12 protein-coding genes are annotated in these 15,412 nt (G+C 71.1%); 6 read left to right on the forward strand and 6 right to left on the reverse strand.

Going from position 1 to position 15,412, the window contains the following annotated elements:
- Positions 1-14 precede the first annotated feature (14 nt).
- Complete coding sequence (locus FK529_RS04740; RefSeq protein ID WP_146559873.1) at positions 15-1,400, reverse strand: aspartate aminotransferase family protein; 1,386 nt, start codon at positions 1,398-1,400, stop codon at positions 15-17.
- A 197-nt stretch (positions 1,401-1,597) separates the two neighbouring features.
- Here FK529_RS04740 and glsA point away from each other — a divergent pair, with 197 nt between their 5' ends.
- Both glsA and FK529_RS04750 read left to right on the forward strand, forming a co-directional pair.
- The gene (glsA, locus tag FK529_RS04745) at positions 1,598-2,863 is read left to right on the forward strand and encodes a glutaminase A (RefSeq protein WP_146559874.1); all 1,266 of its coding nucleotides are present in this window, start codon (positions 1,598-1,600) and stop codon (positions 2,861-2,863) included.
- An 82-nt stretch (positions 2,864-2,945) separates the two neighbouring features.
- Positions 2,946-4,178, forward strand: coding sequence for an HNH endonuclease (locus FK529_RS04750; protein ID WP_146559875.1), 1,233 nt, complete (start codon positions 2,946-2,948; stop codon positions 4,176-4,178).
- A gap of 15 nt (positions 4,179-4,193) precedes the next feature.
- Here FK529_RS04750 and FK529_RS04755 read toward each other — a convergent pair whose 3' ends face one another.
- The 3 genes from FK529_RS04755 to FK529_RS04765 all read right to left on the reverse strand — a co-directional run bounded on the left by FK529_RS04755 (position 4,194) and on the right by FK529_RS04765 (position 8,311).
- Positions 4,194-5,747, reverse strand: a complete 1,554-nt coding sequence (locus FK529_RS04755) for a molybdopterin-dependent oxidoreductase (protein WP_146559876.1) — start codon at positions 5,745-5,747, stop codon at positions 4,194-4,196.
- Positions 5,748-5,851: 104 nt separating this feature from the next.
- Positions 5,852-7,480: a long-chain fatty acid--CoA ligase gene (locus tag FK529_RS04760; RefSeq protein WP_146560144.1), complete on the reverse strand. Its 1,629-nt coding sequence runs from the start codon at positions 7,478-7,480 to the stop codon at positions 5,852-5,854.
- 60 nt (positions 7,481-7,540) lie between these two features.
- On the reverse strand, positions 7,541-8,311 hold the full coding sequence (locus FK529_RS04765; protein WP_146559877.1) for an SDR family oxidoreductase: 771 nt from the start codon (positions 8,309-8,311) through the stop codon (positions 7,541-7,543).
- A gap of 161 nt (positions 8,312-8,472) precedes the next feature.
- On the opposite strand from FK529_RS04765, the gene FK529_RS04770 reads away from it, so the two are divergent.
- Positions 8,473-9,933, forward strand: a complete 1,461-nt coding sequence (locus FK529_RS04770) for an alanine/glycine:cation symporter family protein (protein WP_146559878.1) — start codon at positions 8,473-8,475, stop codon at positions 9,931-9,933.
- A gap of 192 nt (positions 9,934-10,125) precedes the next feature.
- Here the strand turns inward: FK529_RS04770 and FK529_RS04775 are convergent, their stop codons facing one another.
- Positions 10,126-10,677, reverse strand: a complete 552-nt coding sequence (locus tag FK529_RS04775; RefSeq protein ID WP_331456315.1) for a TetR/AcrR family transcriptional regulator — start codon at positions 10,675-10,677, stop codon at positions 10,126-10,128.
- Between the two features lie 90 nt (positions 10,678-10,767).
- On the opposite strand from FK529_RS04775, the gene FK529_RS04780 reads away from it, so the two are divergent.
- On the forward strand, positions 10,768-12,315 hold the full coding sequence (locus tag FK529_RS04780) for an MFS transporter (RefSeq protein WP_146559880.1): 1,548 nt from the start codon (positions 10,768-10,770) through the stop codon (positions 12,313-12,315).
- A gap of 192 nt (positions 12,316-12,507) precedes the next feature.
- Here the strand turns inward: FK529_RS04780 and FK529_RS04785 are convergent, their stop codons facing one another.
- The gene (locus tag FK529_RS04785; protein WP_146559881.1) at positions 12,508-13,650 is read right to left on the reverse strand and encodes an alpha/beta hydrolase; all 1,143 of its coding nucleotides are present in this window, start codon (positions 13,648-13,650) and stop codon (positions 12,508-12,510) included.
- Positions 13,651-13,921: 271 nt separating this feature from the next.
- Here FK529_RS04785 and FK529_RS04790 point away from each other — a divergent pair, with 271 nt between their 5' ends.
- Entirely contained in the window at positions 13,922-14,692 is a 771-nt protein-coding gene (locus FK529_RS04790; protein ID WP_146559882.1) for a deoxyribonuclease IV, read from the forward strand.
- The gene (locus FK529_RS04795) at positions 14,689-15,327 is read left to right on the forward strand and encodes a class I SAM-dependent methyltransferase (protein WP_146559883.1); all 639 of its coding nucleotides are present in this window, start codon (positions 14,689-14,691) and stop codon (positions 15,325-15,327) included. The genes FK529_RS04790 and FK529_RS04795 overlap by 4 nt, the downstream gene beginning before the upstream one ends.
- Positions 15,328-15,412: the final 85 nt, after the last annotated feature.

A 15,412-nucleotide genomic window follows, 5' to 3' on the forward strand; every position in this document is an offset into this window, starting at 1 on the left:
CTGACTGCTTCGGGTCAGACGGTGTGCGCGTCCGCGACGTTCAGCGCCTCGTCGATGATGGCGAGGCCCTCGCGGGCCTCGTCGGCGGAGACGTTGCACGGCGGCACGACGTGGATGCGGTTGTAGTTGGCGAAGGGCAGCAGGCCACCCTTCTTGAGCGCGCCGACGGTCTCGTTCATCGCCGGGCTGGTGCCGCCGTAGGGCGCCAGCGGCTCCCGGGTCTCCTTGTCGCGCACCAGCTCGATCGCGAAGAAGACGCCCTCGCCGCGGACGTCGCCGACGGACGGGTGCTTGGCCTTGAACTCCTCCAGCGTGGGCCGGATGATCTCCTCGCCGATCGTCGCGGCGTTCTCGACCATGCCCTCCTCGGCCATCGCGTTGATCGTCGCGACCGCCGCAGCCGTGGCCAGCGGGTGGCCGGAGTAGGTGAGGCCTCCCGGGTAGGGCTTGTCGGCGAAGGTCGCGGCGATCTCACCGCTGATCGCGACGCCGCCGAGCGGCACGTAGCCGCTGTTCGAGCCCTTGGCGAAGGTCAGCAGGTCGGGCACGACGGGCCCGGCCGCGGTGGTGGCGTGCTCGATGGCGAACCACTTCCCGGCGCGACCGAAGCCGGCCATCACCTCATCGGCGATCATGACGATCCCGTACTTCGTGCACAGCTCGCGGACACCGGCGAGGTAGCCGGGCGGCGGCACCATGATGCCGGGCGTGCCGGGGATCGACTCGAGGATGATCGCGGCGATGGTGGCCGGGCCCTCGAGCACGATGGTGCGCTCCAGGTGCTCGAGCGCGCGCTGGCTCTCCTCCTCCTCGGTGGTCGCGTAGAAGGACGACCGGTAGAGGAAGGGCCCGTCGAAGTGCGCGACGGACTCCCCGCCGAAGTCGCTCGCGAACCGGCGGGTGTCGCCGGTGACGTTGATCGCGAGCTCGGTGCCGCCGTGGTAGCTGCGGTAGCGGCTGAGCACCTTGCGGCGGCCGGTGTGGACGCGGGCCATGCGGATGGCGTGCTCCACGGCGTCGGCGCCGCCGTTGGTGAAGAAGACCTTGTCCAGGTCGCCCGGGGTGCGCTCGGCGATGAGCCGCGCCGCCTCGCTGCGGGATTCGTTGACGTGCTGGGGCGCGATGGTGCAGATCTTCGCGGCCTGCTCCGCGATGGCTGCCACGACCTTCGGGTGCTGGTGGCCGATATTGGTGTTCACCATCTGCGAGCTGAAGTCGAGGAGCTTGCGCCCCTCCCCGTCCCACACGTACGAGCCCTGGGAGGCGATGATCGTCATGGGGTTGATCTGCGCCTGCGCCGACCACGAGTGGAAGACGTGGGCGCGGTCGAGCTCGTAGGCCCGGGCCCCGGCGGCGACGGCGTCGTCCAAGGCCCGGCCGTCCGGCAGCGTGTTCGTCATAGCTGTTACTCCAAAGAATTGTCTGCGGCAATGCCGACTGGCGATATCCGCGGGTATGCGCTGCTCACCTGGTCACGTCACGGTGACTGCAACGATACTCGCCCCGTCGAGGGCGATCTCGGCGACTTCGGGTGTACCCGCCGCGTCTGCCATCGACGCCCCCGGCGGCGGCGGTCACCGTCGGATAGTTTTGCGGTATGAGTGAGACGAGCACGGACCGACAGCCCGGCGGCCTCACCGGGTTCACCGACAACCCCGTCAACGCGGCGATGGCCCGTGTGCTCGACGACGTGCGCCGCGAGGACCATCCCGGCGCCGTCGCCGACTACATCCCCCAGTTGGCGACGGCCGACCCCGAGGCCTTCGGGATCGCGGCGGTCTCGGTGCACGGGCACTCGTACGGCACGGGCGACTACCGCACGCCCTTCACCATCCAGTCGATGAGCAAACCCTTCGTCTACGCCCTCGCCCTGGAGGCCCTGGGCGTCGAGGCGGTGTGCGAGCGGATCGGCGTCGAACCCAGCGGCGAGGCCTTCAACGCGATCAGCTTCGACCCGTCCGGCCGGCCGGAGAACCCCCTCATCAACGCGGGCGCGATCGTCACGACGTCGCTGATCCCGGGCGCCGACGGTGCCGAGCGGTTCGCCGCGATCCGGTCCGGCCTGTCCCGCTTCGCGGGCCGCGAGCTGGAGCTGGACGAATCGGTGTACGCCTCGGAGGCCGGCACGGGCTTCCGCAACCTGGCGCTCGCAGCGCTCGCGCGCTCCACCAACGCGCTGCGGATACCCGTCGAGGACGCGCTGGACCCGTATTTCCGGCAGTGCTCGCTGCTCGTCGACGCGCACGACGTCGCGGTCATGGGCAGCACGCTCGCCGCGGGCGGCGTCAACCCCGTCACCGGGGAGCGGGTAGTCGGCGCGGAAGTCGCGCGGCACGTCCTGTCGGTGATGACGGGGTGCGGCATGTACGACCGATCCGGCGCGTGGATGGTCTCGGTGGGCATCCCCGCTAAGTCGGGCGTGGGCGGCGGCATCGTCGCGGCCACGCCGGGCGAGTACGGCATCGGCGTCTTCAGCCCACCACTCGACGAGGCCGGCAACTCCAGCCGCGGCGTCGCGGTACTGCAGCGCATGAGCGGCGAATTCGGCATGCACCTGCTGAACCGGCCGATCATCCCGGTGAGCGCGGTCGCCTCGGTGACCACCGACCCGTCGTCCGGCCGGACGGTGCTGCGCCTTCGCGGCGAGGTGGACTTCGTGGCCGTGGAGGAGGTCGTGCACGAGGCGCTGAGCCTCGGCCGCGCGCAGAGCGGCAGCACCATCGTCCTCGATCTCGCCGATGTCACCCGCATCTCGACGGTGGCGGCCTACCTGCTGACCCAGCTCTCCTCCGACGTGGGTTACGGCGTGCGCGTGGTGATGGAGGACCCGTCCCGCCTGTGCGCGGCGAAGTCCCTCCCCTAGCTCCGTCTGCACGGCCTTCGCCACCTCGGGAGAATCGATCACAAGTTCGAAACTTGTCGGTGGGTCGGCGTAGCGTCGGGTTATGGACGAAGACCTTGTTGTAGAGGATGATCAGCCGCCCGATCCGGGATCTGCCGACGGCGTGGCCGAGCGGTTGCGTTCGATGGAACGGCGGCGCTGCCGGACGGTGTTCGAGCAGTACCGGTCGGCGGTGGCGTTGCTGCGGGAGCGGGTGTGCGAGCGGATCGCGGCCGGGTTGCCGCAGGACCGCTGGCAGCAGGGCGTCGCCGCGGAGATCGGGCTGGCGCTGCACCTGTCACTGAACACCGCCGCGAAGTTCCTGGCGCGGGCGGTGGAGTTGGAGAAGAGCCTCCCGCACACCCGCGCGCGGCTGCGCGAGGGTGACCTCTCCCCGGAGGCCGTCCCGGTGATCGTCTCCGGCCTATCGCACCTGGACGACGCGGACCGGCGCCGCGCGGACGAGCAGCTGTGCTCCGACCCGGGAACGCTGGCGGGGATGGGGCTCAAGCAGCTCGCCGCCCGCGTGAAGCAGGTCGCGTACGCGCTGGACGGGCGGGGCACCGTCGATCGGGACGCCTCCGCGGAGAAGGACCGCACGGTCACCATCCGTCCCCTGCCCGAAGGGATGGCGCGGGTGTCGCTGCTGCTGCCGGTCGCGCAGGGCGTCGGCGTCTACGCCGCGCTGCGCAGGCACGCCGACACCCTGGTCGGGGTCGCCGGGGACCTGCGCACCCGAGGGCAGGTCATGGCCGACACCGCCTTCGCGCGGATCACCGGCCGCGACGCCGCCGAGGGCCAGCCGGTGCTGGTGAACCTGACAATCCCCGCGACAGTGCTCCTCGGTGACCGGCCCGGGACGGCGCACCTCGACGGCGGCGGGACGGTGCCGGCGGAGATCGCCCGCAACCTCATCGGCAAAGCCACCGCCGCAGGCGTCGCCTGGGTCAAACGGCTCTACCTCGCACCTGAATCGGGTGCGGTCGTCGGGATGGACTCGCGGCAGCGGTGCTTCCCGCCCGGGCTCGCGGAGATGATCCGAGCACGCGACCGGTACTGCCGCACCCCGTACTGCGACGCACCGATCAGCCACATCGACCACGTCGTGCCAGACGCGAAAGGCGGCCCCACCGAGTTCGCGAACGGGCAGGGCCTGTGCGCGGCATGCAACTACGCCAAGGAAGCCACCGGCTGGCACAGCGCAGTCATCGACGATCCGAGCGGACGGCACACCGTCGAAACGGTAACCCCCACAAGACATAAGCACCGATCCACGGCGCCGGACCAGGCCGCCTGACCGAGCACGCGCCGATCAGCGCGCGGTGACGACCACCCGGTGCCACCCGGTGGCACCGTCGGGGGCGGGCGGCGCCTGCGCATCGGTCTGGACCTTCCCCGCCGCGTCGGTGGCACGCACCTCGAGGGTGTGCTCGCCTCGTTCGAGTGGGATCGGGACGCTCCATTGCCGCCAGGTGTCGGGACCGACGGTGTCCGCGAGCCGGGCCGGCACCCACTCACCGCCGTCGGCGCGGACCTCCACACGGGCGATGCCGGTGTGCTGCGCCCAGGCGACCCCGGCCACGGTCACCTCACCGGCGGCGACGGATCCGCGCGGCACGTCGATGCGCGACTGCACCTTGACCGGGCCGAGCGCCGACCACCCCCGCGGCGTCCAGTAGCCCTGGTCGGCGGCGAAGGTCGTGACCTTGAGCGAGGTCACCCACTTGGTCGCCGAGACGTAGCCGTACAGGCCTGGCACCACGAGCCGGGCCGGGAAGCCGTGGATGACGGGCAGCGGCTCGCCGTTCATGCCGATGGCGAGCAGCGCAGCGCGGGCGGGATCGCGTAGCACCTCCAGCGGGGTGCCCGCGGTGAAGCCGTCGCTGCTGCGCGAGAGCACCATGTCGGCGCCCGCCCGGGGCCGCGCACGCTCCAACAGCGCCCGGATCGGGTAGCCGAGCCAGAGGGCGTTGCCGATGAGGTCGCCGCCCACCTCGTTGCTCACGCACGCGAGCGTCGCGTGGTGCTCCTCCAGCGGTAGCGCCAACAGCTCGTCCCACGTGAGGGTGAAGGGCGCGTCGACCATGCCGTGCACCTGCAGCGACCAGGCCGCCGGATCGAGCTGAGGCACGCGCAGCGCGGTGTCGATGCGATAGAAGTCCGCGGTGGGCGTGATGTACGGGGTGAGCCGGTCGATCCCCAGGTCGGCGCCCGACGGGACCGCCGCCGCCGGCGTCTTCGGTAGCGGCAGCCGGAGCGTCTCCTGCGCGGCCTTCACCGCCACCGCTCCCGCCGAGAGCAGGCGGGCCCCGGCGAGGGCGAGCAGCGTCGTCCCCGTGGCCGCGCCCGCGACGAGGAGGAAGCCGCGCCGGTCGATCGCGGCACTCCCGCCCGGGGCTTCCGCGTCGGGGCGCAGGCGACGTATCGCCTGCCACAGCACCAGGAGAGCTGCGGCGATGCCCACGAGGCTCGGGACCGCCCACGTCGCCGTCGCGTCCGGGCGCAGGAGGGCCGTGATCGCTCCCACGATCCCGACGATGCCGAACAGCACCGCGCCCCAGGGCGGGCGGCGCAGTTCGAGCATGCCCGCGGCCGCCGCGCCCAGGGCCAGCACGACGCCCATCGTGCCGAGCAGGACCGCCTTGTCGGCGGTGCCGAAGGATTCGACGGCGAAGTCCTTGAGCCACGGCGGCGCGGCGTCGATGACCGTCGCGCCGCCCGCGAAGACCGTGCTGGCCCCGGGAGCGAGGACGGCGGCGACGAGCTCCGCCACCGCCAATCCCGCGACGCCGGCGAGGACTCCGGCCAGCGCGGCGACCCAGGCCGGCGCGCGGACCTCGGCGGGAGTCGCGGTCTCCTCGGACATGGGTCAAGCCTGGCACGCGGGGGCCGCGCTCGCGAGCGGTCGTCCGGATACCTCACGGAACCCTAAGAATCGCCGGCGGCGACGGCCCCGTCGTCAGCGCTGCGTCAGCCGCGCGTGTCCACCACGGTGTAGGTCTCGTCGGCGTATTCGGCGCGGATGACCTTCTTGTCGAACTTCCCGACCGAGGTCTTGGGTACCTCCGTGACGAACGCCCAACGCTCGGGGAGCTGCCACTTGGGCAGCAGATCACTCAGGAAGGCCCGCTGCTTCTCGGCGTCGGCGTCGGCCTCGTCCTTGACCACGGCGAGCACGAAGGGACGCTCGCCCCACTTCTCGTCGGGTACGCCGACGACGGCGGCCTCCGCGATGGTCGGGTTGCTCATGACCGTGTTCTCCAGCTCGACGGAGCTGATCCACTCACCGCCGGTCTTGATCATGTCCTTGGTGCGGTCGCGGATGGTCATGAAGCCGTCCGGGCTGATCGACGCCACATCGCCGGTGCGCAGCCAGCCGTCGTGGAACTTCGACTCGTCGGCGACGTTGCCCTCGGGCGAGTAGTAGGAGCCGGTGATCCAGGGACCGCGGACCTCCAGCTCGCCGGCGGCCTCGCCGTCCCAGGGCTGCTCGTTGCCCTCGTCGTCGATGAGACGCGCCTGCACCGACGCGGGGAAGCGGCCCTGCGTGACGCGGTAGGCGAACTCCTCGGTCGCGTCCTCGATGCCGAAGGGCGGGCGCGAGACCGAGCCGAGCGGCGAGGTCTCGGTCATGCCCCAGGCGTGCACGATGCGCGTGCCGAGCTTGTCGAAGGTGCGGATCATCGACGGGGGCACGGCGGCGCCGCCGACGACGACCTCGCGCAGGTGGGAGATGTCCTGCGGCTTCGCGGCGAGCTGCGCGGCGACGCCGGCCCAGATGGTGGGCACGGCAGCGGCGAAGGTCGCCTTCGTGGCGTCGAGGATCTGCAGCAGCGGCTCGGGCTGCAGGAAGCGGTCGGGCATGATCAGCGTGATGCCGCCCATCATCGCCGCGTAGGGCAGTCCCCACGACATGACGTGGAACATCGGCACGATGGCGAGCACGGAGTCGGCGTTGCCGAGCGCCATGCCCGACGACGAGTTCACCTGCATCGAGTGCAGCCAGATGCTGCGGTGGCTGTAGACGACGCCCTTGGGGTCGCCGGTGGTGCCGGAGGTGTAGCACATGACGGCCGGGTCGCGCTCCGCGATCTCGGGCCACGCGAAAGTGGTGGACTCGCCGGCGAGGAGCTCGTCGAAGGAGTGCACCGTGATGCCCTCGGGCGCCTCGAGCGCTTCCTTGGGGCCGTTCGCGACGATGACGTGCTGCACGTTCGGGGTCGCGGCCAGGTACTTGCCGAGCAGCGGCGCGACGGAGGCGTCGACGAGGATCACCTTGTCGTCGGCCTGGTTGATGATGAACACGGCCTGCTCGGGCGAGAGTCGCAGGTTCAGGGTGTGGAGCACGGCACCCATCGCAGGCACGCCGGCGTAAGCCACCTGGTGCTCGTTGTTGTTCCACATGAACGTCGCGACGCGGTCGCCGCGCTGCACGCCCAGCTTCGTGAGGGCGTGGGCGAGCTGCGCGGCCTTGTCGCCGACCTCGGCGAAGGAGAGGTCGCGGAGCCCCTCGCCGGTCCACGTGGTGATCTTGGCCTCGGGGAAGACGCGGCGGCTGTACTCGACGAGACGAGCGATCGTCAGCTCGCCGTCCTGCATCGTGGTCGCAATCACGGTGGTGGAGACTCCTTCTCAGATGGGAACTGCGGCCGGCAACGACTACTGGCTGGTGATCTGGTTGATCAGGCGCACGACCGACCTCGGGGCGAACTTACTCGAATTGGACAGCACCGTGGTCAAGGTTCCGACGGAATAGTGGATCCGGGGTAGGAACGGCACACGGATCCCGGGATGCACCGAGTTCCACACCTGCTCGGCGACCTCCTCCGGAGTGAGGTTCACCCCGAGGGTGCGCGTGCTCTTGGCGTCGGTATCGGCGAGAGCCGTCTTCGCCCACAGCGGCCAGATCGCGACGACGCGCACGCCGTGCTTCTCCCATTCCAGCTCCAGCGCCTCGGTGAGACCGGAGACGTAGAACTTCGCCGAACTGTAGGTGGCGATGCCGGGCTGGCCGTAGATCGCCGATGCCGAGCTGATGTTCACCAGGTGCGCGCCCGGCCGCCCCTTGAGGTACGGCAGCGCGGCCTTCGCGCCGTACGTGACGCCCAGGGCGTCGATGTCGATCTGCAGCTTGATCTGCTGCGGCGTGATCTCCTCGAGGTCGCCGCCGAAGAGCACGCCCGCGTTGTTGTCCAGCACCGTCAGATCACCGCCGGTGTGCTGCGTGAAATCGGCGAGCGCCGCCTCCCACTGGTCGTAGTCGGTCACGTCGAGCACGCCGGTCACGATCGCGGGATGCGCGGCCTTCAACTCCTCCAGCGCGGCGGCGTTGACGTCGTAGACGCCCACCGTCCACCCCTCGGACAGGAAACGCAGGGCCGTGGCCCGGCCGATGCCCTGGGCACCGCCGGAGATGAAGATCGATGGCATGGCGTCCAACCTACCCGCTGGTCAGGCCGGGGTAAAGACCCTACTGAGGGTCACTCAATTGGCGGCGGTTCACCGGCCGCGGTCCCGTGCGGGAGGCCCGACGAGGCCTTCCTCCTGCGCATGACACCATCGATCCACCCCATGCTCCACGAGAGGACCGGATGAGCTCGCTCTTCGACCACGTCCACACCGGCATCAGCTGGCTCAGCACGAACTTGTACAACTACGTGTTGATCTACCTGCTGCTGGGCGTCGGCGCGTACATGACGGTCCGCACCCGGTTCGTCCAGGTCCGCCTGCTACCCAGCATGATCCGCGCGATCGGCTCATCGCGCTCGGACGCCGAGGGCGGCATCTCTTCGTTCCAGGCGTTCTGCGTGGGCCTCGCATCGCGGGTCGGCACCGGCAACATCGCCGGCGTGAGCGTGGCGCTCGTGCTCGGCGGCCCGGGCGCGGTCTTCTGGATGTGGGTCGTGGCGCTCGTCGGCATGGCGACGGCCTTCGTGGAGGCAACGCTCGCGCAGCTGTTCAAGGTGCAGGGCGCCGACGGCAGCTTCCGCGGCGGCCCCGCCTATTACATCCAGCGTGGGCTCGGGTCGCGTCGCTGGGGAATGGTCTTCGCGGTGCTGTTGATCTTCGCCTTCGGTTTCGCCTTCAACATGGTGCAGGCCAACACGATCGGCAGCTCGCTCGCGGCCACCTTCCAGGTCGACACGGCGTGGATCGCGGTCGGCCTCATGGTGGTCACGGCGCCAATCCTCTACGGCGGCGTCCGTCGTATCGCGAAGGTCGCCGAGATGATCCTGCCCGCCATGGCACTGATCTACGTCGGCATCGCGCTGGTGATCATCGCCCTCAACATCACGGCCTTCCCCGAGGTGATTCGCCAGATCATCGCCGGGGCCTTCGGGCTCGACGAGGCCCTCGCCGGCACCGCGGGCGGCATCCTGGCCGCGCTGCTCAACGGTGTGAAGCGCGGTCTGTTCTCGAACGAGGCCGGCATGGGCAGCGCGCCCAACACGGCGGCCACCGCCACCGTTTCGCATCCGGTGAAGCAGGGCCTGATCCAGTCCTTCGGCGTCTTCGTCGACACCATGGTCGTGTGCACCGCGACCGCGTTCATCGTGCTGGTCTCCGGCGTCTACACGCCCGGAAGTGACCCGGAGTCCGGCGGCGCCGTGCTCACCCAGGATTCCGTCGCGGCCGTGCTCGGAACCTGGACGACGGTGCCGATGGCCCTCCTGGTCTTCGTCTTCGCGTTCTCGTCGATCATCGGCAACTACTCCTACGCCGAGATCAATCTCAACTTCCTCGGCGTCGAGGGTTCGCGCCTGCGCTTCCTGCAGACGCTCGTCCTCGCGGCCGTCGTCGTCGGAACACTAGCGGAGCTCGACACCGTGTGGATGCTCGCCGACGTGGCGATGGCCTTCATGGCGGCGGTGAACCTGGTCGCGATCGCGCTGCTGGGGTCGTGGGCCTTCGGAGCGCTCCGCGACTACGACGCCATGACCAAGCGCGGCGTGGACGAGCGGTTCGTCGGGCGCGGCAATCCACACCTCCCCGGCGACCTGCCGGGAGACGTATGGGACCCCCTCGACGAGGCAACGCCCGCCGCGCGCTGAGTGCGACTGAGCCGACGGCACCTTCTCGGCTGCTACTGCTCCACTGGTCCCGGGAACGACGAGATCTGGTTCTGGAATTCGTCAGACACCGTGGTCGCCGACCTGTTCGCCATGTCGATCGTGAAACTCCGCTAGGTCCGCGACAATGTCACGAACTCGTTCGCTCGGGTGTCCCAAGGCAGCAAAGAGCCGTCAGGGCGCCCCGTCGACCATGCGGGCGACGACGGCGAGCAGGCCCGCCATCTGCTCGTCCGTGGCGCGGCGGCGGCCGCCGCTGAGGGCGGCGTCGTAGTAGAGGCCGTCGCCGAGGAGCAGGACGGCGCGGGCGGTGGCCTCGTCGGGCACCTGCTCCTGCACGGTCGCGAGGAACCGGTCCTGCATCGAGCGGATCGCGCGCTCGGCCCGGTCGTTCGCGGCCTGGCTCAACCGCAGCACCGCGACGATCGCGCGGTCGAGCGGCGAGTCGTCGTAGTTCGACGTGCGCACGTAGTAATCGACAGCCCCCTCGGGCGCGGCGGCCATCGCCTCGACGTCGGCGTCGACGAGCTCGTCAAGCCAGTCGCAGAGCCCGTCTACCAGGGCCTTCTTCGTCCCGAAGTGATAGAGCAGTCCACCCTTGCTCACCCCGGCCTCGGCGGCGACGGCCTCGAGCGTCGCGGCGCGTTCACCGTGCTCGATCAGGATCTCGACGAGGGCGTCGAGCAATTTCGCACGGGCTGCGGGAGGGGGCGGCACACCTCGCATCGTAGAGGTGATCACCGTCTCTCGTTTGTGTACCGTCCAGCTGGTACAGTATCGACGTTCTCGAAACCCAGACACCCAGGAAGTGCCGCTATGTCCACCACCCTCCCCGCCACGACCGCGTCCCCGCGCGCCACGGTGCGTGACTGGGGTGCCCTCGCGGTCCTGATGCTTCCGGTGCTGCTCGTCTCCATCGACGGCACCGTGCTCGGCTTCGCGCTGCCGTCGATCGCCGCGACCCTCGGCCCGACCGCGGCGCAGCAGCTCTGGATCATCGACGTCTACCCGCTGGTGCTCGCCGGCCTGCTCGTCTCGATGGGCAGCCTGGGCGACCGGCTGGGCCGGCGCCGCCTGCTGCTGCTGGGCTCGACGGGCTTCGCCGCAATGTCCGTCGTGGCGGCGTACGCGCCGACCGCGGGCGCGCTGATCGCCGCCCGTGCGGGCCTCGGCTTCTTCGGCGCCATGCTGATGCCGTCCACGCTCTCGTTGCTGCGCAACATCTTCACCGATCCTCAGCAGCGGCGGCTCGCGATCGCGGTGTGGGCGTCGTGCTTCGCCGCGGGCGCCGCGCTCGGCCCCATCGTGGGCGGCTTCCTGCTGGAGTACTTCTGGTGGGGCTCGGTCTTCCTCATGGCCGTGCCCGTCCTGATCCCGCTGCTGGTGCTGGCGCCGATCTTCGTGCCGGAGTCGCGCGACCCCAACCCGGGCCGCATCGATCCGGTGTCGATCGTGCTCTCGCTCCTCGCACTGACCCCCCTCGTCTACGCCGTGAAGACGCTGGCGAAGGGTGGCGACCTCGTCGTGGTCGCGGCGGCCCTGGCCGTCGGCGTGACGGCGACCGGCCTGTTCCTGCGGCGGCAGCTGCGCCGTCCGGACCCGATGCTGGACGTGCGGCTGTTCACGAACCGCCGCTTCTCCGGCGCCGTCGCCGTGAACCTGCTCAGCATCTTCTCGCTGGTCGGCTTCATGTTCTTCATCTCGCAGCACCTCCAGCTGGTGGTGGGGATGAGCCCGATGGACGCGGCCTGGGCCCTGGTCCCGGGCCTGATCACCATGATGGCCGCAGGCCTGTTGGTGGTGCGGGTCGTGCGGTGGATCGCCCCGTCGACCGTGGTCGTGGGCGGCATGCTCATCGCCGCCGCCGCGTACGCCGTGGTCATGGCCTTCGCCTCGCCCGACTCGACGCTCGCCGTGCTCATCGCGTTCGCGATGCTCGGCATCGGCATCGGCGCCGCCGAGACGCTGTCGAACGACCTCATCGTCTCGACGGTGCCCGCGGAGAAGGCGGGTGCGGCCTCGGCCGTCTCGGAGACCGCCTACGAGCTCGGCACCGTGCTCGGCACCGCCGTCCTCGGCTCGATCCTCGCCGGCGCCTACGCCGCGAAGCTCGTGGTGCCGGCCGGCCTCACGAGCGAGCAGGTCGCCGCCGCCGGCGAGACGCTCGCCGGGGCGCACCACGTCGCGACGCAGCTGCCCGCCGACACCGCGGATGCCCTGGTCCGGGCCGCCGGTCAGGCGTTCGACGCCGGCGTCTCGGTGACGTCCGCGATCGGCGTGGTGCTCATGCTCGGCGCTGCCTGGATCGCGCACCGCACGCTCCGGGCGCCGTCCTCGTCGGCCGCCACGACCGCCGCGCAGTAGTCCCGCAGCCGGCGCGCCGCGGCGCTCGCCGCCCCCGCATGGCCGGTGAGCGTCGCGGCGGCGCGGGCGGCGAAGTCCAGCACCTCCGGCGGCCCCGTCGCCGCCCGCCACCGTGCGCCCTGGTCGGCGAAACCCTCGGCCGCGTCCTCCCAGGCCGCGGCGACGCGCGCCAGTTCGTCGAGATCCACCTCGTCACCGGGCATCGGTTCCCCCTCCCGTCAGGATCGATGCGAACGCGGCCAGTGCCGGCGAGCCGTCGTCGAAGTACGCCGAGTGCGCGGCCATACCGAGCCCCGTGGGGCCCTCGGCATCCACCGCCCTCGCCCCGAACGACGGTGCCGCCGGGTCGATCCCCAGCCCCAGCTCCACGCCGAACCACCGTCTCAGGCCCTGTGCGGCACCGTTGGTCGCGCCCGCCCACGGGATCGGGTCGTCCGAGTCGCGCGCCACGTGGACCGGCACGCCCAGCTCCGCCGCGGAGCGCACCGGGCCGGCGCCCGGGGAGCCGAGCAGCACCATCGCGTCGACGGTGCCGGCGAGTGCGCCTCCCGCACCCGCCGTCGTCACCGTCGTGGCGCCGTAGCTGTGCCCGAAGACCACCACCCGCGGATCGTCGGGTCGCATCCGCGCGAGGTCGGCCAGGTCGTCCCGGAGCTCGGCCGCGCCCCGTCGCGCGTGCACGCCGGTGAGTACCTGGGCGGCGGCCGCGCGCCCCGACGGTGCGTCGTACCCGATCCACGCCAGCGTCGCCGTCGGGGTCGCCGGGTCGGCCCGGCGGGCGGCGGTCTGCAGGTTCGCTGCGTTGCGGGTGACCGCCCCGATCGAGGCCGCGGTCGTGCCCATGCCCGGGACCACGACGCCGATGGACCGGGCGGTGTCGAGATCGCCGATGGCGACCGACACCGCGCCGTCACCGCCGAAGGCGTCCGGGTCGTACTCGAACAACTGCACGGTCTCCCCGCCGCGGTCCAGCTCGCGCAATCGCGCGTCGATGGTCTCGAGCATCCGCAGTCGCGCCCCGGGTGGTGTGGCGCGCAGGTCCGCAGCGAGGCGCGCGCGATTGCGCCGGTCCCGCTGCGCCGCGGACTCCGGTCCGTCCGGCGCGCGCACCGGGGCCGATGGTGCCCGCACCCCGCCGCTGCCGAGCAGGACGGCGGCGGGCAGGTCGATCGCCGCGAGCCTGGCGGCGAGTTCGCCTCCCCCGCTGCGGATCTCCGCCGCCGCCCGCTCGAGCGCCGCGTCGAGTTCCTCCGCCGCACGGACCTCGAGCCCCGCCCATCGCTCGTACGCGTCGGCGGGCTCGCCCCGCCACGCCGTCGCCCGCGTGACCATCATGTCGTCACCGTAGGCCGCCGCCCTCCGGCGATCGGCCGCGAACCGGGCGCCCAACCGCCGTCATCCACAGGACCGCGGTCCTCCACAGCCTCCACGGCCGGTCAGGCGCGGCGGACCGCCGGAACCGGCCGGGTATGGGTACGACGCATGGACCGCACCACAGAAACAGCTGCCCACCTGCGGAGATGGAGCCATGCGCCCCGCGCATGGCTGCGCCGGGAGGACATACCGCCCCGGCGCCCCGTGGGCGCGGACGCACTAGGCTGGGTGCATGCGCATCGGTGCCCATGTCCGCAGTGACACCCACCCCGTCGAGACGGCGGCCCAGCTGGGGGTGGACGTGATCCAGATGTTCGTCTCCGACCCACAGGGCTGGAAGAAGCCGGAGCCGCATCCGCAGACCCAGGCGCTCAAGGATTCGCCGCTCGAGATCGTCGTGCACTCGGCGTACGTCATCAACGTCGCGAGCCTGAACAACCGGCTGCGGATGCCGAGTCGCAAGGCCGTCGAGCAGCAGGCCACGGCGGCGGCGGAGCTCGGCGCCTTCGGGCTCGTAGTGCACGGCGGGCACCTGCGGGACGGCGAGGACCTGCAGGCGGGAATCGACAACTGGCGCAAGCTCTTCACTCGACAGGAGGAGAAGGGCGGCTTCGGCGTGCCGATCCTCATCGAGAACACCGCGGGCGGCGAGGGCGCGATCGCCCGCCAGCTGGAGACCATCGATCGGCTGTGGGACGCGGTCGGCGACCAGGGCGCCGGCTTCTGCCTCGACACCTGCCACGCCTGGGCGGGCGGCGAGGAGCTGATGGGCATCGTCGAGCGGGTCCTCGCCATCACCGGCCGGATCGACCTGGTGCACCTGAACAACTCGCGCGACGAGTTCGACTCCGCGCGCGACCGGCACGCCAACCTGCAGGACGGCACCATCGACCCCGACCTCTTGGCCGATGTGGCCCGCACCGCCGGAGCACCGATCATCCTCGAGACCCCGTCGGACGGCCTCGCCGACGACGTCGCCTACCTCAAGGAGGCCCTGCTGTGAGCACGCCCGCGGAGTGGGACGACCGATACCGCGCGACCGAGCTGGTGTGGGGAACGCCACCCGACCCGTGGATCGTCGAGCAGGTGACCGTGCTGCCGCCCGGGCGGGCCCTGGATGTGGGCGCCGGCGAGGGCCGGCACGCCCTGTGGCTCGCCACCCGCGCGTGGGACGTGACGGCCGTCGACTTCTCGCGCGTCGGGCTCGACAAGGCGGCGACGGTGGCAGCGCGGTCGCCGCGCACCGTGCGCGCCCGGCTGCACTGGACCCCGCTCGACATCACCAGCGAGGCGATCCCCAACCAGCCCTACGACCTGGCCGTCTGGGCCTACGTGCACCCCGATCCGGAGGACCGCGCGGCGGCGATCGCCAAGGTCGCGCACGCGCTGGCACCCGGCGGACTGCTCCTGCTCCTGGCGCACGAGAAGATCGACTCGCACCCCGACGCCGGGAGCGGAGCGAGCGGGTCAGGTCGTCACGGTCTGCCGACCTTCGGCGCCGCCGAGTTGTCGGCGGCGCTCCCCGAGGACATGGTGGTGGAACACGTGGAATGGCGCGAGAGTGATCCGTACCACGGCACTGGCACTGACCTGGCTGTTCGCGCACGTCGCCGCCGCTCGGAGGCGATCGCGCCGTAGGGGTGCTTGCACTTGTTCGCACGCGGTGATCGCGTTATCCTATGCATATTACCGAGCGGTAACTTACCGGCAGGTAACAGTCTGA

The organism is Tsukamurella asaccharolytica (assembly GCF_007858435.1).
GTDB classification, from domain to species: domain Bacteria; phylum Actinomycetota; class Actinomycetes; order Mycobacteriales; family Mycobacteriaceae; genus Tsukamurella; species Tsukamurella asaccharolytica.